Genomic DNA, 17,045 nt, shown 5'->3' with positions numbered 1-17,045 from the left:
GACAACTTCTCGCCGGGCACCCCCGCGCCCTCCGGCGGACATCTCGTGCGGGAGGATCGCGAGCATGACAGCACTCGAGCTCAGCAGCCCCGTGGCCGTGGTCGGCACCGGCACCATGGGACAGGGCATAGCCCAGGTCGCCCTGCTGGCCGGCCACCCCGTGCGGCTGTACGACGCCGTGGAGGGCCAGGCGAAGACCGCGGCAGCCGCGATCGGCGCACGCCTGGACCGGCTCGTCGAGAAGGGCAGGCTCACCGCCGACGACCGGTCCGCCGCCGGGAGCCGGATCACACCGGTCGACAGCATCGCCGATCTTGCCGGGTGCGGACTCGTCATTGAGGCGATCCTGGAGCAACTTCCCGTCAAGCAGAGCCTCTTCGAGGAGCTGGAAAAGGTCGTCGACGAGGACTGTCTCCTCGCCACCAACACGTCCTCCCTCTCCGTCACCGCCATCGCGGGCGCGCTCGAGAAGCCCGGCCGCTTCGTCGGACTGCACTTCTTCAATCCGGCGCCGCTCCTCCCCCTCGTCGAGGTCGTCAGCGGCTCCGCGACCGACGAAACGGCCGCCACGCGCGCGTACGAGACGGCGCGGTCCTGGGGCAAGAGCCCGGTGCGCAGCGCGGACACCCCCGGCTTCATCGTCAACCGGATCGCCCGCCCCTTCTACGCCGAGGCGCTGCGCCTCCACGAGGAGCGCGCCGCCGACCCGGCCACCATCGATGCCGTCCTGCGCGAATCAGGTGGCTTCAAGATGGGCCCCTTCGAGCTCACCGACCTCATCGGCCAGGACGTGAACGAGGCCGTCACCCGCTCCGTGTGGGAGTCCTTCTTCCAGGACCCCAAGTTCACGCCGTCGCTCGCCCAGCGCCGGCTCGTCGAATCTCGTCGTCTGGGCCGCAAGTCGGGGCAGGGCTGGTACGCGTACGGCGACGACGCACCGCGCCCGGAGCCGCACACGGCAGCGCCCGCGAAGGCCCCGGAGTCCGTCGCCCTGCACGGAGACCTCTTCCCGGCGGACGCGCTCGTCGACCTGATCAGGAAGGCGGGCATCCGGGTGAGCCGTGGGAAGGGCGTCCCGAGCTACCCCGGCTTCATCGAGCTCCCCAGTGGCGCGCAGCTCGCCCTGACCGACGGAACCGCGGCCGACGCGGCGGCGGAACCCACGATCCACTTCGACCTCGCGCTGGATTACCGGGCCGCGACCCGGATCGCCCTCGCCCCGTCGAGCAGGGTGGACGAACAAGCCCTGAAGGAGGCGACCGGCCTCTTCCAGGCGCTCGGCAAGAAGGTCAGCGTCATCGGGCGCACCCCCGGAATGATCGTGGCGCGCACGGTGTGGATGCTCATCGACTTCGCCCTCGACGCCGTGGGGCGCGAGGTGGCGGACGCCGAGGACATCGACACCGCCATGCGCCTGGGCGTCAACTACCCGCTGGGTCCGATCGAGTGGGGCCGTCGTCTCACTGCTTACCGGGTGGCCGAGGCGCTCGACCTCCTGAACGACGAGTACCCGAACGGGCGTTACGCGCCGTCCCAGGCCCTGCGGCGTCAGGCCGTGCGAGAGGAATACTCATGACCACCGCACGGCGCGACACGTACACCCCGGAGACCCTCCTGACGGTGGCGGTCCGGGTCTTCAACGAGCGCGGTTACGACGGCACGTCCATGGAGCACCTCTCCAAGGCGGCCGGAATCTCCAAGTCCTCGATCTACCACCACGTGTCCGGCAAGGAGGAGCTGCTGCGCCGTGCGGTGAGCCGGGCGCTCGACGGGCTCTTCGGGATCCTCGCCGAGGAGCACGCGCGCGTGGGCACCGCCGTGCAGCGCCTGGAGCACGTCACGCGCCGCACCGTCGAGGTGCTGATCGCCGAGCTGCCCTATGTGACGCTGCTGCTTCGCGTGCGCGGCAACACGGACACCGAGCGATGGGCCATGGAGCGGCGCAGGGAGTTCGACCAGCAGGTCGCCGATCTGCTCAAGGAGGCCATCGCCGACGGCGACCTGCGCTCGGACGTCGAGCTGCGCCTCGCCACCCGGCTGCTCTTCGGCATGATCAACTCCATCGTGGAGTGGTACAAGCCTGACGCCCGTGGTGCCTCGTCGGGCGAGCAGGTCGCCGACGCCGTCGTGCAGCTGGCCTTCGCGGGCCTGCGCAGCGGCAGCTGACGGGTCAGCTCTCCGGGTCCAGGTCGTCCTCCTCGAAGACCAGCAACGTACGCGTGCTGAGCACTTCGGGGATGGACTGCAGCCGGGTCAGGACCAGTTCGCGCAGCGCGCGGTTGTCCGGTGTGTGCACCAGGAGCAGCACGTCGAAGTCGCCGCTGACCAGCGCGATGTGAGAGGCGCCCGGCAGCGTGCGCAGATGCTCGCGCACCGTGCGCCAGGTGTTCTGGACGATCTTGAGTGTGATGTACGCGGAGGCGCCCTGACCTGCCCGTTCGTGGTTGATCCGGGCGCCGAAGCCGCGGATCACACCGTCGTCGATGAGCCGGTTGATGCGCGCGTACGCGTTGGCCCGTGACACATGGACGCGCTCGGCCACGGACCGTATCGACGCGCGACCGTCGGTGTGCAGGATGTGCAGGATGTCGCGATCGATCGGGTCCAGTGGGCGGGGCAGGCCCTCCTGGTGGTCGCCGGGCCCGCTTTCGGGACGATCACCGTCGCGCCCGTCGGCCATTCGTTCAGATGCCATGTCCCCCCGCCTCCCTACCATGGACGTACTGCATCCATCCCAGGCTGTGGAGAACCGTTTGTCCACAGCCTGGAGGTGCCTGTAGCCAAAATGTGCCGACGACCGAACAATCGGTAGGTGAGGCGCCTCACGTTGTCGCGCCTCTTTGCCGCTCCCACGAGGAGATCGCTGCCACACGGAGGTGCCGACATGACGGTCATGGAGCAACGGGGCGTCTACCGGCCCACCCCGCCACCCGCATGGCAGCTCAGGACCGATCCCGCGCCGCTGCTGCCCGACGCGGAGCCGTACCGCGTCCTGGGCACGGAGGCCGCCGGCAAGGCCGACGAGGAGCTCCTGGGCCGTCTGTACGCACAGCTGGTGCGCGGACGGCGGTACAACACGCAGGCGACCGCCCTCACGAAGCAGGGCAGGCTCGCCGTCTATCCGTCGAGCACCGGCCAGGAGGCGTGCGAGGTGGCCGCCGCGCTCGTCCTCGAGGAGCGGGACTGGCTCTTCCCCAGTTACCGGGACACGCTCGCCGCGGTCGCCCGTGGCCTCGACCCCGTCCAGGCGCTGACCCTGCTGCGCGGCGACTGGCACACCGGGTACGACCCGCGTGAGTACCGCATAGCGCCCCTGTGCACCCCCCTCGCCACTCAGCTCCCGCACGCCGTGGGGCTCGCGCACGCCGCCCGCCTGAAAGGCGACGACGTGGTGGCGCTCGCCATGGTCGGCGACGGCGGCACCAGCGAGGGCGATTTCCACGAGGCATTGAACTTCGCGGCCGTCTGGCAGGCGCCCGTCGTCTTCCTGGTGCAGAACAACGGCTTCGCGATCTCCGTGCCGCTCGACAAGCAGACGGCGGCCCCGTCCCTCGCCCACAAGGCCGTCGGGTACGGAATGCCGGGACGCCTGGTGGACGGCAACGACGCGGCGGCGGTGCACGAGGTGCTGAGCGAAGCGGTGTCCCGCGCGCGGCAGGGCGGCGGCCCCACGCTCGTCGAAGCGGTGACGTACCGCATGGAAGCCCACACGAACGCCGATGACGCCACGCGCTACCGCGGGGACGCCGAGGTCGAGGCCTGGCGCGCGCACGACCCGATCCTGCTTCTGGAGCGGGAGCTGACCGAGCGCGGTCTCCTCGACGAGGACCGGACCCGGGCGGCCCGTGACGACGCCGAGGCCATGGCAGCCGACCTGCGTGAACGCATGAACCAGGACTCCGAGCTGAACCCCATGGACCTCTTCGGCCATGTGTACGCCGAGCAGACCACCCAACTGCGCGAGCAGGCGGCCCAGCTGCGGGCCGAGCTCGAGGCAGAAGACAGCGCGGAGAACGCGGACGGCGAGGGGAACGCGCGATGAGCACGATCGCGGCCGAACGGGCCACCAAGAAGGCAGCCAAACCGGCCACCATGGCGCAGGCGCTCGGGCGCGCGCTGCGCGACTCCCTGGCCGATGACCCGGCCGTACACGTCCTCGGAGAGGACGTCGGTGCGCTCGGCGGGGTCTTCCGGGTCACCGACGGACTCACCAAGGAGTTCGGCGAGGACCGCTGTACGGACACTCCGCTCGCCGAGGCGGGCATCCTGGGGACGGCCGTCGGCATGGCGATGTACGGGCTCCGGCCCGTCGTCGAGATGCAGTTCGACGCGTTCGCCTACCCCGCCTTCGAGCAGCTGATCTCCCACGTGGCGCGGATGCGCAACCGCACGCGGGGCGCGATGCCGCTGCCCATCACGGTGCGCGTGCCCTACGGCGGCGGCATCGGAGGCGTCGAGCACCACAGCGACTCCTCCGAGGCGTACTACATGGCGACTCCGGGGCTCCACGTCGTCACGCCCGCCACGGTCGCCGACGCCTATGGCCTGCTGCGGGCCTCCATCGCCTCCGACGACCCGGTCGTCTTCCTGGAGCCGAAGCGTCTCTACTGGTCCAAGGCCGACTGGAACCCCGACGCGCCGCAGGCCGTTGAACCCATAGGCAAGGCAGTGGTAAGGCGCACCGGGCGCAGCGCCACGCTCCTCACGTACGGGCCTTCCGTGCCCGTCTGCCTTGAGGCGGCCGAGGCGGCGGTCGCCGAGGGCTGGGACCTCGAAGTGGTCGATCTGCGCTCCCTCGTGCCCTTCGACGACGAGACGGTGGCCGCTTCCGTGCGGCGGACCGGGCGCGCGGTCGTCGTGCACGAGTCGGGCGGGTTCGGCGGTCCCGGCGGGGAGATCGCCGCACGTGTCACCGAGCGGTGCTTCCACCACCTTCAGGCGCCGGTCCTGCGGGTCGCCGGATTCGACATTCCCTATCCGCCGCCGATGCTCGAACGGCATCACCTGCCCGGCGTGGACCGGATCCTGGACGCGGTCGCGCGGTTGCAGTGGGAGGCGGACAGCTGATGGCGCCCGGTCTGAATGTGAACAGCCTCGAGTTCAAGCTGCCCGACCTCGGTGAGGGGCTCACGGAGGCGGAGATCATCCGCTGGCTCGTACAGGTCGGCGATGTCGTCGCCGTGGACCAGCCCGTCGTCGAGGTGGAGACGGCCAAGGCGATGGTGGAGGTGCCCTGCCCGTACGGAGGCGTGGTGACGGCCCGCTTCGGTGAGGAGGGCACGGAACTTCCGGTGGGATCACCACTGTTGACGGTCGCCGTCGGCGCTCCGGCCGGGAACACGGATCCGGCTCCGCAGGAGCCGGCGGAGCGGGCGCTGCAGGCGGCTGCCGCCGAGGAGTCCTCCGGCAACGTCCTGGTCGGGTACGGCACGGCCGCGGCGCCCGCGCGGCGCAGGAGGGTGCGGCCGACGGGGCCCGCCACACAGCTCGCCCCGAAGCCCGCCCCGCGGTCCGTACGGCAGCCCGCAGAGCAGCTCGCACGGCAGCCCGCACGGCAGGAGGAGCCGCCGCGGCTGCGGGAGCCTGCCGAGACGCCCGAGGCCGCTGGTTCGGCCAACCGCCCGAACGCGGAAGGGCCGATACCGGTGATCTCGCCCCTCGTGCGGAAGCTGGCCCGTGAGAACGGCGTGCAGCTGCGGGAGTTGACGGGCACGGGCCCGGACGGGCTGATCATGCGGGCCGACGTGGAGACGGCCATCGTGGAAGGCCGGACGACCGCGCACGAGAGCACCGCGCACGAGACGACCGCGCACGAGACGACCGCGCACGAGACGACCGCGCACGAGGACACGCTCACGCACCCGGCGGTGGCATCGGCCGGCGAGGTGTCCCGCGGAGCGCCGACGGCGGAGGTCCGCTATCCGCTGACCGGCATCAGAGGCCTCGTCGCGGACAAGATGTCCCGCAGCAGGCGTGAGATACCGGAAGCCACCTGCTGGGTCGACGCCGACGCGACCGAACTGCTCGCGGCGCGCGCCGCGATGAACGCCGCCGTGAAGGAGGGCGACGGACGGAAGATCTCGCTGCTCGCGCTGTTCGCCCGCATCAGCGTGGCCGCCCTCGCCCGCTATCCGATGCTCAACTCCACCGTGGACATGGAGGCGCGCGAGGTGGTCCGGCTCGCCGACGTCCATCTCGGCTTCGCCGCGCAGACCGACCGCGGTCTGGTCGTCCCCGTGGTCCGGAACGCGAACAAGCGGACCACCGACTCGGTCAACACCGAGCTGATCCGGCTCACGCAGGCGGCGCGGGACGGGAAGCTGACGCCGGGGGAACTGACGGGCGGCACGTTCACGTTGAACAACTACGGGGTGTTCGGGGTCGACGGCTCCACGCCGATCATCAATCACCCCGAGGCGGCCATGCTCGGCGTGGGCCGGATCGTGCCCAAGCCGTGGGTGCACCAGGGAGAGTTGGCGGTGCGTCACGTCGTGCAGCTCTCGCTCACCTTCGACCACCGGGTGTGCGACGGCGGCACGGCGGGCGGGTTCCTGCGGTTCGTGGCGGACTGCGTGGAGCAACCCGCGGTGTTGCTGCGGGCGGTGTGAGCAGGCTCGGGGCGGCGTCGTGAGTCCTGGCGCGGTGATGTGAGTCCCCCTACAGAGGGGTGCACCGAGGGGTGGCATTGATCCTTCGTGCGCCCATACTCGGGGGATGACCGCGCAAAGGGCTCCGGGTGGCGCCGTATCCGCCGCCGCGCACGCCGCCCCGGCCGATGTCCCGGCCGATGTCTCGACCTATGTCCCGCTCGACGCTCCGTACGACGCCGTGGTGCTCGCGGGCGGCGGCGCCAGACGGCTCGGCGGCGCGGACAAGCCCGGCGTACGGGTGGGCGGCCGGTCGCTGCTCGACCGGGTGCTCGGCGCGTGTTCCGGAGCGGGGACGACGGTGGTCGTCGCCGGGCCACGTCCGACCGCTCGCCCCGTGGTGTGGGCGCGCGAGGAACCTGCCGGTGCGGGGCCGCTCGCCGCTCTCGACGCGGGGTTGCGGCGCACGGGGGCGGAGCAGGTGGTGGTGCTCTCCGCCGATCTGCCCTTCCTGGAAGAGGCGACGGTTCGGAGTCTTCTCGCCGCCCTGCGGGAGAGCGGCGCGGACGGTGCGGTGCTGAGGGACCCCGGAGGCCGGGACCAGCCGCTGGTCGCCGCCTACCGCAGCGCCTCGCTGAAGCGTGAGACGGCGCTGCTCGCCGCTGAGCACGATGGTCTGACGGGGCTTCCGCTGAAGTCGCTCACCGCGCGGCTCGAACTCACCCGGATCGCTGACCCGGTCGCGTCCTTCGACTGCGACACCTGGGATGACATCGCCGCCGCACGGGCGCGTATCAGGGAGCATGGGCACGTGTTGGATGAATGGATTTCCGCAGTCAAGGACGAACTGGGCATCGAGCTCGACGTCGACACCGGCTTGCTGCTCGACCTCGCCCGCGACGCCGCACACGGCGTGGCCAGGCCTGCGGCTCCGCTGACCACCTTCCTGGTGGGGTACGCGGCGGCGCGGGCCGAGGGCGGCGGACCCGAGGCCGTGGCCGAAGCCACCCGCAAGGCGGTGGCGCTGGCCACGCGGTGGGCGCAGGAGGGCGACGGCTCTGCCACCCCGGCCGTGACGCCACCGGGCTCCGCCCCGGCCGTGACGCCACCGGGCTCCACGCCTGACGTGGCGCCGCAGGCGGACCGCCCCGACCCGGGGCAGGACGCGCGGGCCGACATGCGGCCGGATGCCGGATGAGTGGGCGCCCCGCGCCGGACGCCGAGCTCGACGAGGCTCTCGCCCTGGTGAACGACGACCATGACCGCAGGTCCGGCAGGCGCGCCGGCGGTGCGCCCGTCGGCGGCGGCGCCCCTCGGAGTGCGTCGGCCACCTCGGGTGACCCGGGGAACGACGCCGTGCCCCAGCCTCAGTCCGGCCCCGTGGCACCGGCCACATCCGCGGCACCCGCCACACCCGCTGCAGCGAGTGGACCCAGCGGTCAGCCCACCCCCGGCCAGACCACTCCCACCCCCGGCCAGGCCACCCCCACCCCCAGCAACCCCACCACCCAGGCCAAGCACCGCGACGTCACCGCCTGGCTCGCAGCCCGCGCTGCTGCCGGACGCGCTCCCCGGCCCGTCCCCTCCGTCTCCGAGCCGAACACCGTCCCTCTGGACCAAGCGCTCGGCCTCGTTCTTGCCGCGCCCCTCGTCGCCCTCACCGATCTGCCCTCCTTCGACACCTCCGCGATGGACGGCTGGGCCGTGGCCGGGCCAGGCCCCTGGGACGTGCGGGCCGACGGGATTCTTGCCGGGCACGGGCGGCCGGACCCGCTCTCCGACGGCGAGGCCGTACGGATCGCGACCGGGGCACGGATTCCGCGGGAGGCCACCGCCGTCATCCGCAGCGAGCACGGCCTCACCGACGACAAGGGGCGGCTGCACCCCCGGCGGGACGTCACACAGGGGCAGGACATCCGGCCGCGCGGCCAGGAGTGCCGCTCCGGCGATCAACTCCTGCCACTGGGCACCCTGGTGACCCCGGCGGTGCTCGGTCTCGCGGCAGCGGCGGGGTACGACGAACTGTCCGTGGTGCCCCGGCCCAGAGCCGAAGTGCTGATCCTGGGCGACGAGTTGCTGACCGATGGGCTCCCCCAGGACGGCCTCATCCGGGACGCGCTCGGTCCCATGCTCCCGCCCTGGCTGCGCTCGCTCGGCGCGGAAGTCATCGGCGTGCGCAGGCTCGGTGACGACGCCGAGGCGCTCCACGAGGCCATCACCACCTCGACCGCCGATCTCATCGTCACCACCGGCGGCACCGCATCCGGCCCGGTCGACCACGTCCACCCCATCCTGCGCCGCATCGGCGCCGAACTCCTCGTGGACGGCGTCGCGGTACGCCCCGGGCACCCCATGCTGCTCGCCCGCATCCGCCCCGACCAGCACCTCGTCGGCCTGCCCGGCAATCCGCTCGCCGCCGTCTCCGGCCTGCTGACCCTGGCCGAGCCCCTGCTGCGTACGCTCTCGGGGCGCCCCGCCCCGTCGCCGTACACCGTTGCTCTGCGCGAGGACGTGCACGGGCACCCGCACGACACCCGGCTCGTCCCCGTCACCCTCCGCGCCGACCACGCGGTGCCGCTGCACTACAACGGCCCGGCCATGCTGCGCGGGATCGCGGTGGCCGACGGCCTCGCGGTCGTCCCGCCGGGTGGCGGGCGGCAGGGCCAAGAGCTGGAGTTCCTCGACCTCCCGTGGGGCGCCGACACGGCGGCCGGGGAGTGTTTCACGTGAAACTTCCCGGCCACGACGCCATCGCCCGCCACCCCGACGAACACCTCGTCACCCACCGCATCAAGCTGCCCCGCCGAGTCGTCGAGCGGCCCCTGCTACAGGTCGGCAAGCGGCTCCTCATGGCGCTCGCGGTGCTCGCCCTGACGACCTTCATCGTCTGGATCGACCGCGGCGGCTATCACGACAACTCGGACGACGCGCTCGACTTCCTCGACGCCGCCTACTACTCCACCGTCACGCTCTCCACCACCGGTTACGGCGATATCGTCCCGTACAGCGACAGCGCGCGGCTCTGCAACATTCTCCTGATCACGCCGCTGCGCGTGCTCTTCCTGATCATCCTGGTCGGCACCACTCTCGAAGTGCTCACGGAACGTACGCGCGAGGAATGGCGCCTGAACCGCTGGAGGTCCAACTTGCGTGAACACACCGTCGTCGTCGGCTTCGGTACGAAGGGCCGCTCCGCGATCCAGACCGTCTGCGCCACCGGCCTGAAGCCCGAGCAGATCGTGGTCGTCGACCCGAGCGCGAAGGTCGTCGACGCCGCCACGGCGGAGGGCTACGCGGGTGTCATCGGCGACGCGACGCGCAGCGATGTGCTGCTCCGTGCCGAGGTGCAGCGCGCCCGGCAGATCATCATCGCGACCCAGCGCGACGACACCGCGGTACTGGTCACGCTGACCGCCCGGCAGATGAACCGCGGGGCGAAGATCGTGGCCGCGGTGCGCGAGGAGGAGAACGCGCCGCTGCTTCGGCAGTCCGGCGCGGACGCGGTGATCACCAGTGCCAGTGCGGCGGGACGGCTGCTGGGCCTCTCCGTGCTCAGCCCCAGTGCGGGCATGGTCATGGAGGACCTGATCCAGCAGGGCAGCGGGCTCGATCTCGTCGAACGGCCGGTGATAAAGGCCGAGGTGGGGATGGGGGTCCGCGAGACGGACGACCTCGTCGTGAGTGTCGTACGCGGGCATCGGGTGCTCGGGTACGACGATCCTGCCGTCGGCAAGCTGCAGTTGATGGACCGTCTCATCACCATCGTGCGGGCCACACCGACGTCACCGATGGCCCCTGACGCCCGGTCGAATCCGCCGCGCGGCGGTCTGCGCACGTAGTCGGACCGGCTGGAATCCACAGAGAGTAGCCTCGGCCGCATGCATGCGATCACGATCCCCGAAGCGGGTGGACCCGAAGCGCTCGTATGGGCCGAGGTCCCCGATCCCGTACCCGGCGAGGGTGAGGTGCTGGTCGACGTCGTGGCCAGCGCCGTGAACCGCGCCGACCTGCTCCAGCGCCAGGGCTTCTACAACCCCCCACCCGGCTCGTCCCCCTATCCGGGACTCGAGTGCGCGGGCCGCGTCACCGACATCGGTGCCGGTGTCTCCGGATGGGAGATCGGCGACGAGGTGTGCGCGCTGCTCGCCGGTGGCGGTTACGCCGAGCAGGTCGTCGTCCCCGCCGGCCAGCTGATGCCCGTACCCGAAGGCGTCGACCTCGTCACGGCGGCCGCGCTGCCCGAGGTGACGTCGACGGTCTGGTCCAACGTCTTCATGATTTCCCACCTCCGTCCCGGCGAGACGTTCCTCGTGCACGGCGGCTCCAGCGGTATCGGCACCATGGCGATCCAGCTGGCGAAGGCCGTCGGCGCCAAGGTGGCGGTCACGGCGGGCAGCAAGGAGAAGCTCGACTTCTGCCGGGAGCTCGGCGCGGACATCCTCGTCAACTACCGCGAGCAGGACTTCGTCGAGGAGCTCAAGAGCGCCACGGACGGCGCGGGCGCGGACGTCATCCTCGACAACATGGGCGCCAAGTACCTGGACCGGAACGTGCAGACCCTCGCCACCAACGGTCGTCTCGCGATCATCGGTATGCAGGGCGGCGTCAAGGGCGAGCTGAACATCGCCACGCTCCTGAACAAGCGCGCCGCCGTCACCGCGACCTCCCTGCGCGGCCGTCCCGCCGCGGAGAAGGCAACGATCGTCGCGGCGGTGCGCGAGCACGTGTGGCCGCTGATCGCCGCGGGCCACGTACGCCCGATCGTCGACCAGACGGTTCCGATGAGTGACGCGGCGACCGCCCACCGCGTACTGGAGGAGAGCTCGCACATCGGGAAGGTGCTGCTCGTCCGCTGAGCTGTCCGCTGAGCGCTCTGCCACCGGGTTGCCGAGACAGGCTGCCGTGACAGGTAGCCGAGAGAGGTTGCCGAGACGGTCGAGATGCCGGAGTCGTGTCACTGTGTGACGCTTGATGCAACTTCAGTGATCTCTCTTGATCTTGATCTTGGCGACCCGGTAGCGGGAGGGGGTCAGCGCGATGACTCCGATGGCTCCACTGACTCCATGGCTCCGTCCCTTGCTGATCCTGACGGTGCTCCTGGCCGTCTCACCGATATCACTCTCGTACGCCGCTGATCCCTCCCCCAGCGAAACCCGTGCCGGAAGCGTTCCCGGCGAGGGCCGGGTCCGGCCGGGTCGTGCGGATCCGGTGCCGCCACCACCCCCGCCCCCCTCTCCGGCGGTGTCCGTACCGGCCCACAGGCCGAAGCCGCCCCCCGCCGAGCAGGCCGACCAGCAGTCCGGCACCAGGACCACCGCATCCGACGCCACCCGGCGGACCGCCGCAGGACCGGCCGTCCCAGGCCTTCGCGTCCTGCCGCTCGGCAGCGGCCTCGTCCTCATCGGCCTCGGTCTCGCCTTCCTCGCCGTGCGGCTGCGACGCGGCTGACACGGCCGCCCTCGTACACGGTGGATCAGCGGCAAATGGGGGCACCACCGATGTGTGATGTACGCGTGCGAGAGAATGGCGGCATGGAGATGCCGAGGAACGAAAGGTCGCCGGAGAGCCCCCAGGTCCTGGTTGTCGGACAGGACGGAATGGCGCTCGGCGGCGGCGGAGACGACGAATCCCGCGAGGTCCCGGTGACGGACATGGTCGAACAGCCGGCGAAGGTCATGCGCATCGGCAGCATGATCAAGCAGTTGCTCGAGGAAGTGCGGGCGGCACCTCTCGACGAGGCGAGCCGGGTACGGCTCAAGGAGATCCACGCCAGTTCGGTCAAGGAGCTCGAGGACGGTCTCGCCCCCGAGCTCGTCGAGGAACTGGAACGGCTCTCCCTGCCCTTCACCGACGAGGGAGTGCCCAGCGACGCCGAACTGCGCATCGCGCAGGCCCAGCTCGTGGGCTGGCTTGAGGGGCTCTTCCACGGGATCCAGACGGCTCTCTTCGCGCAGCAGATGGCCGCGCGGGCGCAGCTCGAGTCGATGCGGCGCGCGTTGCCGCCCGGTGCGGGCGGCGGCGAGGAGGAAGAGGACGGCGGTATCGCGGGACGGTCCGGAGGGCCCTACCTCTAAGCGACAAGCGACAAGCGACAAGCGACAAGCGATAAGCGGTACCAAAAAACGCGAAGGGCCCGGTCACAAAGTGACCGGGCCCTTCGCGTCAGGCGCTGCGCCCCGCGTCAGACGCTGAAGCCGTTCAGGCCGGGTTGCCCGTGGAGAGGGTGAACTCGATCTTCACGTCCTTCGGGTCGATGTCCGAGTCCTCCTTGGGGGACTGCTGCATGACGGTGTCCTTCCCGTAGGTGTTCTCGTCGATCGTGCGCTTGTCGTACCGCCAGCCGGACGCCTGCAGGCACTTCTGCACGGAACGCCAGTCCTTGAACGTGAAGTTCGGGACCTTGATCTTGGTCTCGTCGTTGTACGCGGTCTCGGGCTCGGTGCACACGCTGGTCTCCACCGTCTGCGTCCGGTCCGGACCCCGATACCCTTCCGCGGGCGCGCTCGACTCCGTCTCCTTGCCCGCCTTGCCGCCCTCGTCGTCCTTGTTCAACGTCAGCGCCGTGATCAGGCCGCCGACGGCGATCAGCGCGACGACGATCGAGCCGACGATCACCGGCATGTTCCGCTTGCCGCCACCCGACCCGGATCCGCCCTGCCCCTGCACGGACGTCTGCTGCGGCGAGATCGAGTACGGCGGCGGAGTCTGCGCGCCCTGCTGGGCGTACGCGTTCGCGGGCGCCGGAGTCTGGTAGCCGCCCTGCTGCGGGTAGCCGTACCCCGGGGTCACGGGGCCCGGGGCCGGAGTGGGCGGACCGTAGGGGCCCGGCTGGTACGGAGTCTGGACGCTGCCGCTCTGCGGCATCGAGCTGTCGACCGGCGGGAAGACCGCGGCGCCGACGCCCGCACCGCTCGCCGTCTGGGCGCCCGGCACGATGCTCGGCGCGGCCACCTGGAGCGACTGGGCGACGCGCAGGCACTCGTCGCGCATCGACTCGGCGGTCGGAAAACGCTCGTTCGGGTTCTTCTTCAGCGCGCGGGCGACGATCGCGTCGACCGCGGGCGGCAGCGAGCGGTTGATCGAGGACGGAGCGACCGGCTCCTCCTGGACGTGCGCGTACGCGATGGCCAGCGGCGAGTCCGCCTCGAAGGGCAGCCGCCCGGTGGTCAGCTGGAACAGCATGATGCCGACGGAGTAGAGGTCGGACCGGGCGTCGACGCCGCGGCCGAGGGCCTGCTCCGGCGAGAGGTACTGGGGGGTGCCGACGACCATGCCGGTCTGGGTCATGGAGGTGACGCCGGACTGCATGGCGCGGGCGATGCCGAAGTCCATGACCTTGACGACGTTGCGCTTCGTCATCATCACGTTGCCGGGCTTGATGTCGCGGTGGACCAGGCCCATCTCGTGGCTGATCTCGAGTGCGGCGAGGACATCGGCGGTGATCTTCAGCGCCTGGTCGGACGGCATCGCGCCGAACTGGGCGACGGACGCGTCGAGCACGGAGCCGAGCGGCTTGCCCTCCACGTACTCCATGACGATGTACGGCATCGTCGCGCCGTCGAGGTCTTCCTCGCCCGTGTCGAAGACCGAGACGATGTTCGTGTGAGTGAGCTTGGCCACCGACTGGGCCTCGCGGCGGAAGCGTTCGCGGAAGGACTGCTCGCGACCGAGCTCGCTGTGAAGCGTCTTGATCGCTACTTGACGATCGAGCACGGAGTCATACGCGAGGTGGACGGAGGCCATGCCGCCTTCACCGAGAAGATCACGCAGCTGGTACCGGCCACCGGCCAGCGAGCGTCCCGCATACCGTCCCTGTACGCCGTCCTGGCTGCTCATGTCGTGCGTCCCCCATCGGCGCGGTGTGCCGGACGGCTCCGCGATCGGTGATCCATTCCCGCTATTCCTGGCCAAGTCTGCCCGAGGGCCCTGCTACGTCAAGCTCGATGCCCGTTCCGTGACCGTACGCGCAAGAAGCGTCTCGGAAGCGTTACAAGTTTGCGTGTGAGGGTGCCCGGCGGGTTTGATGTCCGGTCCACCTCGAACCGCCGGGGCGTGTGAAGGCTGTAGCGTGACCCGGCGGGGCTCTCCCGGTACCACCAAGCACCACGACCAGAAACGACGGCGAGGACTGATGGCACAGACGCAGCGCGCTCAGGGCCCGTCCGACCCCGAGGCGACTGGCGGCGGTATGTCGGATGCGCCGGAGTTGTGGGGCAATGGCGGTCTCGTCGGGGACGGCCGATACCGGCTGACCTACAGACTCGGCCGGGGCGGCATGGCAGAGGTGTTCGCGGCCGAGGACGTACGTCTCGGCCGGACGGTCGCCGTCAAACTGCTCCGCTCCGACCTCGCGGAGGACCCGGTCTCCAAGGCCCGCTTCACGCGCGAGGCCCAGTCGGTCGCGGGACTCAACCACCACGCCGTGGTGGCGGTCTACGACTCCGGTGAGGACGTCGTCGGGCCGAGCGTCGTCCCGTACATCGTCATGGAGATCGTCGAGGGCCGGACGATCCGCGATCTGCTGCTCAACGCGGAGGCGCCGGGTCCCGAGCAGGCCCTGATCATCGTCTCCGGGGTGCTCGAGGCGCTCGCGTACTCGCACCAGCACGGCATCGTGCACCGTGACATCAAGCCCGCGAACGTGATCATCACCGACACCGGCGCGGTGAAGGTGATGGACTTCGGTATCGCCCGTGCCCTGCACGGCGCGCAGTCGACGATGACCCAGACCGGCATGGTCATGGGCACGCCCCAGTACCTCTCCCCGGAGCAGGCGCTCGGCAAGGCCGTCGACCACCGCTCCGACCTCTACGCGACCGGCTGTCTGCTCTACGAACTCCTCGCGCTGCGGCCCCCGTTCACCGGTGAGACGCCGCTCTCCGTGGTCTACCAGCACGTCCAGGACATCCCCGTACCGCCGTCGGAGACCTCCGACGGGTCGCCGCCGGAGCTGGACGGCCTGGTGATGCGTTCGCTGGCCAAGGACCCGGACGACCGCTTCCAGACCGCTGAGGAGATGCGCGGTCTGGTCCAGTACGGGCTACAGATGCTCCACGAGCAGGGCAGCCACACCGGGACCTGGAACACCGGGCCCGTCGGCGTCGCGGGCATGCACGAGGGCGGCAACACCCCGGCGATGGGCGTCGCGGGCACCACCGCGATGCAGCACCCCGGCGACTCGGGCACCGCGCAGATCCCGGGCGCCATGCTGCGTCCGCCGGGTGGCGACGACGGCGGCTTCGACGGCAGTCACCGCGACGGGAACGGTCGGGGCGGCCGGGGCAAGATGTGGATCTTCGCCGTGCTCGCGGTCATCGCGATCGCCGTGGGTGTCGCGTTCGCGCTGAATGCGAACGACAACAAGTCGAAGGACACGGACACCCCGACGAAGTCGCCGACGAAGCAGTCGGAGTCGAAGAAGCCGAGCAAGAGCTCGGACGAGGAGACCTCGGACGAGAACAGCCCTGAGCCCGGCGACGGCTCCGGCGGTCAGGGTGACTGGAGCCCGTCCCAGCCGAACACCACCGGCCCGACCACTCCTGACACGCCCACCGAGGACGAGCCGTCGGACGACCCGACGGATCCCACCGACGAGCCCACCGAGCCGTCGGACGACCCGACGACGCCCACGGGGGACGCCAGTGACCCGACGACCCCGGACCCGCCGGTGACGAACGGCGGCACTGAGGGCGGGGATGTCTCCGGCGCCGATGGCGAGGGCTGAGCAGAACGGCTGAGCGGAGGCGAGAAGCCTCCTACGCATCCGCACGCGCGCGTGGAGCCCGAAAGGGCACCACGCGCGCGTGCGTCGTCAGTGGGGGCGGTACACGGGCACTACAGGGGCGTACGGGCCCCAGGAGGCGGAGTCGTAGGCGCGTAGGCAGGGGCGGGGCGGGAGCCGGGGTCACCGTGTGCGCTGAAGCTGCCGGTTCCGGCCGCCCTGAAGTGTGTGCACCGTGGCCAGCTGCGGCTCTATGCGCATGTAGACCGGGTCGTAGAGCTCGCCGTCCACGTAGTGCGGCCCCGGGCCGAAGAGTTCCAGCTCGTCGTTGGTCGGCTCGATGACCTCGCAGAGGCCGACGAACTGCACGGTCCACTGCCCCGTGCGCGCGGTCTCGGCGCTGAGGTTGTCCGCCCCGTAGGCGACGACACTGCCGATGCAGGCCTCGTGGTAGCCGTACCCCTTGTGCATCCGCAGCAGGATGCGCCCGTCCACGACCACGTGGCGGGCGGCGGCGAGGAAGGGCAGCGCGCGCATGCTGGTCGCGACCCGGCCGTAGTCGGTGCGGCCGAGCAGTTCGAAGGCGAGCCGCTCGTCCTGTTCCTGCTCGTCCTGTTCCTGATCGTCGGTGGGCATACGTCCACCCTCTGGCACCGGCGGGGGGCCGGGGAAGGGGATCTGGCCCCTAGGGGACGAGGACGTAAGTCCCGTTTCGAATCACGACACGTGTCGCGGAA

At 70.7% G+C, this 17,045-nt stretch carries 15 protein-coding genes; 12 read left to right on the top strand and 3 right to left on the bottom strand.

Annotation, left to right across the window (positions count from 1 at the left end; translation table 11 throughout):
- Nucleotides 1–64 precede the first annotated feature (64 nt).
- Both ACZ5CR_RS35555 and ACZ5CR_RS35550 read left to right on the top strand, forming a co-directional pair.
- Nucleotides 65–1,576, top strand: coding sequence for a 3-hydroxyacyl-CoA dehydrogenase (locus ACZ5CR_RS35555; RefSeq protein ID WP_468865360.1), 1,512 nt, complete (start codon nucleotides 65–67; stop codon nucleotides 1,574–1,576).
- A complete protein-coding gene (locus ACZ5CR_RS35550) occupies nucleotides 1,573–2,166 on the top strand; it encodes a TetR/AcrR family transcriptional regulator (protein WP_468865358.1) in 594 nt (197 codons plus the stop codon). The genes ACZ5CR_RS35555 and ACZ5CR_RS35550 overlap by 4 nt, the downstream gene beginning before the upstream one ends.
- A 4-nt stretch (nucleotides 2,167–2,170) precedes the next feature.
- On the opposite strand, the gene ACZ5CR_RS35545 is transcribed toward ACZ5CR_RS35550, so the two are convergent.
- Entirely contained in the window at nucleotides 2,171–2,680 is a 510-nt protein-coding gene (locus tag ACZ5CR_RS35545) for an Lrp/AsnC family transcriptional regulator (protein ID WP_468865477.1), read from the bottom strand.
- Nucleotides 2,681–2,884: 204 nt separating this feature from the next.
- Here ACZ5CR_RS35545 and pdhA point away from each other — a divergent pair, with 204 nt between their 5' ends.
- The 9 genes from pdhA to ACZ5CR_RS35500 all read left to right on the top strand — a co-directional run bounded on the left by pdhA (nucleotide 2,885) and on the right by ACZ5CR_RS35500 (nucleotide 12,661).
- Nucleotides 2,885–4,042 carry a pyruvate dehydrogenase (acetyl-transferring) E1 component subunit alpha gene (pdhA, locus tag ACZ5CR_RS35540; RefSeq protein ID WP_468865355.1) on the top strand — a complete coding sequence of 386 codons (1,158 nt, stop codon included), beginning with the start codon at nucleotides 2,885–2,887 and terminating at the stop codon, nucleotides 4,040–4,042.
- Nucleotides 4,039–5,067 (top strand): alpha-ketoacid dehydrogenase subunit beta, encoded by a 1,029-nt coding sequence (locus ACZ5CR_RS35535; RefSeq protein ID WP_468865353.1) that lies wholly within the window; start codon nucleotides 4,039–4,041, stop codon nucleotides 5,065–5,067. Before pdhA ends, ACZ5CR_RS35535 begins: the two co-directional genes overlap by 4 nt.
- Nucleotides 5,067–6,608 carry a dihydrolipoamide acetyltransferase family protein gene (locus tag ACZ5CR_RS35530; protein WP_468865351.1) on the top strand — a complete coding sequence of 514 codons (1,542 nt, stop codon included), beginning with the start codon at nucleotides 5,067–5,069 and terminating at the stop codon, nucleotides 6,606–6,608. Before ACZ5CR_RS35535 ends, ACZ5CR_RS35530 begins: the two co-directional genes overlap by 1 nt.
- A 106-nt stretch (nucleotides 6,609–6,714) precedes the next feature.
- Entirely contained in the window at nucleotides 6,715–7,785 is a 1,071-nt protein-coding gene (locus ACZ5CR_RS35525) for an NTP transferase domain-containing protein (protein ID WP_468865349.1), read from the top strand.
- Nucleotides 7,782–9,317, top strand: a complete 1,536-nt coding sequence (locus ACZ5CR_RS35520) for a molybdopterin molybdotransferase MoeA (RefSeq protein ID WP_468865347.1) — start codon at nucleotides 7,782–7,784, stop codon at nucleotides 9,315–9,317. Before ACZ5CR_RS35525 ends, ACZ5CR_RS35520 begins: the two co-directional genes overlap by 4 nt.
- Nucleotides 9,314–10,426 (top strand): potassium channel family protein, encoded by a 1,113-nt coding sequence (locus tag ACZ5CR_RS35515; protein ID WP_389902493.1) that lies wholly within the window; start codon nucleotides 9,314–9,316, stop codon nucleotides 10,424–10,426. The genes ACZ5CR_RS35520 and ACZ5CR_RS35515 overlap by 4 nt, the downstream gene beginning before the upstream one ends.
- Before the next feature lie 39 nt (nucleotides 10,427–10,465).
- Nucleotides 10,466–11,443, top strand: a complete 978-nt coding sequence (locus tag ACZ5CR_RS35510; protein WP_389902491.1) for an NAD(P)H-quinone oxidoreductase — start codon at nucleotides 10,466–10,468, stop codon at nucleotides 11,441–11,443.
- A gap of 385 nt (nucleotides 11,444–11,828) precedes the next feature.
- Nucleotides 11,829–12,035, top strand: coding sequence for a hypothetical protein (locus ACZ5CR_RS35505; RefSeq protein ID WP_468865344.1), 207 nt, complete (start codon nucleotides 11,829–11,831; stop codon nucleotides 12,033–12,035).
- An 83-nt stretch (nucleotides 12,036–12,118) separates the two neighbouring features.
- The gene (locus tag ACZ5CR_RS35500; RefSeq protein ID WP_389902486.1) at nucleotides 12,119–12,661 is read left to right on the top strand and encodes a bacterial proteasome activator family protein; all 543 of its coding nucleotides are present in this window, start codon (nucleotides 12,119–12,121) and stop codon (nucleotides 12,659–12,661) included.
- Nucleotides 12,662–12,785: 124 nt separating this feature from the next.
- Here the strand turns inward: ACZ5CR_RS35500 and ACZ5CR_RS35495 are convergent, their stop codons facing one another.
- Complete coding sequence (locus tag ACZ5CR_RS35495; RefSeq protein WP_468865341.1) at nucleotides 12,786–14,423, bottom strand: protein kinase domain-containing protein; 1,638 nt, start codon at nucleotides 14,421–14,423, stop codon at nucleotides 12,786–12,788.
- A 295-nt stretch (nucleotides 14,424–14,718) separates the two neighbouring features.
- On the opposite strand from ACZ5CR_RS35495, the gene ACZ5CR_RS35490 reads away from it, so the two are divergent.
- Nucleotides 14,719–16,311 (top strand): protein kinase domain-containing protein, encoded by a 1,593-nt coding sequence (locus ACZ5CR_RS35490; RefSeq protein WP_468865340.1) that lies wholly within the window; start codon nucleotides 14,719–14,721, stop codon nucleotides 16,309–16,311.
- 180 nt (nucleotides 16,312–16,491) lie between these two features.
- Here the strand turns inward: ACZ5CR_RS35490 and ACZ5CR_RS35485 are convergent, their stop codons facing one another.
- A complete protein-coding gene (locus ACZ5CR_RS35485) occupies nucleotides 16,492–16,944 on the bottom strand; it encodes a pyridoxamine 5'-phosphate oxidase family protein (RefSeq protein ID WP_468865337.1) in 453 nt (150 codons plus the stop codon).
- Nucleotides 16,945–17,045 lie beyond the last annotated feature (101 nt).

Source organism: Streptomyces sp. NPDC031274, assembly GCF_055570235.1.
This window is presented reverse-complemented; position numbering and strand designations above follow the sequence as displayed.

Coding starts and splice junctions, on each gene's coding strand:
- ACZ5CR_RS35555 (WP_468865360.1), top strand. CDS start 65: ATGACAGCACTCGAGCTCAGCAGCCCCGTGGCCGTGGTCGGCACCGGC.
- ACZ5CR_RS35550 (WP_468865358.1), top strand. CDS start 1,573: ATGACCACCGCACGGCGCGACACGTACACCCCGGAGACCCTCCTGACG.
- ACZ5CR_RS35545 (WP_468865477.1), bottom strand. CDS start 2,680: ATGGCCGACGGGCGCGACGGTGATCGTCCCGAAAGCGGGCCCGGCGAC.
- pdhA (WP_468865355.1), top strand. CDS start 2,885: ATGACGGTCATGGAGCAACGGGGCGTCTACCGGCCCACCCCGCCACCC.
- ACZ5CR_RS35535 (WP_468865353.1), top strand. CDS start 4,039: ATGAGCACGATCGCGGCCGAACGGGCCACCAAGAAGGCAGCCAAACCG.
- ACZ5CR_RS35530 (WP_468865351.1), top strand. CDS start 5,067: ATGGCGCCCGGTCTGAATGTGAACAGCCTCGAGTTCAAGCTGCCCGAC.
- ACZ5CR_RS35525 (WP_468865349.1), top strand. CDS start 6,715: ATGACCGCGCAAAGGGCTCCGGGTGGCGCCGTATCCGCCGCCGCGCAC.
- ACZ5CR_RS35520 (WP_468865347.1), top strand. CDS start 7,782: ATGAGTGGGCGCCCCGCGCCGGACGCCGAGCTCGACGAGGCTCTCGCC.
- ACZ5CR_RS35510 (WP_389902491.1), top strand. CDS start 10,466: ATGCATGCGATCACGATCCCCGAAGCGGGTGGACCCGAAGCGCTCGTA.
- ACZ5CR_RS35500 (WP_389902486.1), top strand. CDS start 12,119: ATGGAGATGCCGAGGAACGAAAGGTCGCCGGAGAGCCCCCAGGTCCTG.
- ACZ5CR_RS35495 (WP_468865341.1), bottom strand. CDS start 14,423: ATGAGCAGCCAGGACGGCGTACAGGGACGGTATGCGGGACGCTCGCTG.
- ACZ5CR_RS35490 (WP_468865340.1), top strand. CDS start 14,719: ATGGCACAGACGCAGCGCGCTCAGGGCCCGTCCGACCCCGAGGCGACT.
- ACZ5CR_RS35485 (WP_468865337.1), bottom strand. CDS start 16,944: ATGCCCACCGACGATCAGGAACAGGACGAGCAGGAACAGGACGAGCGG.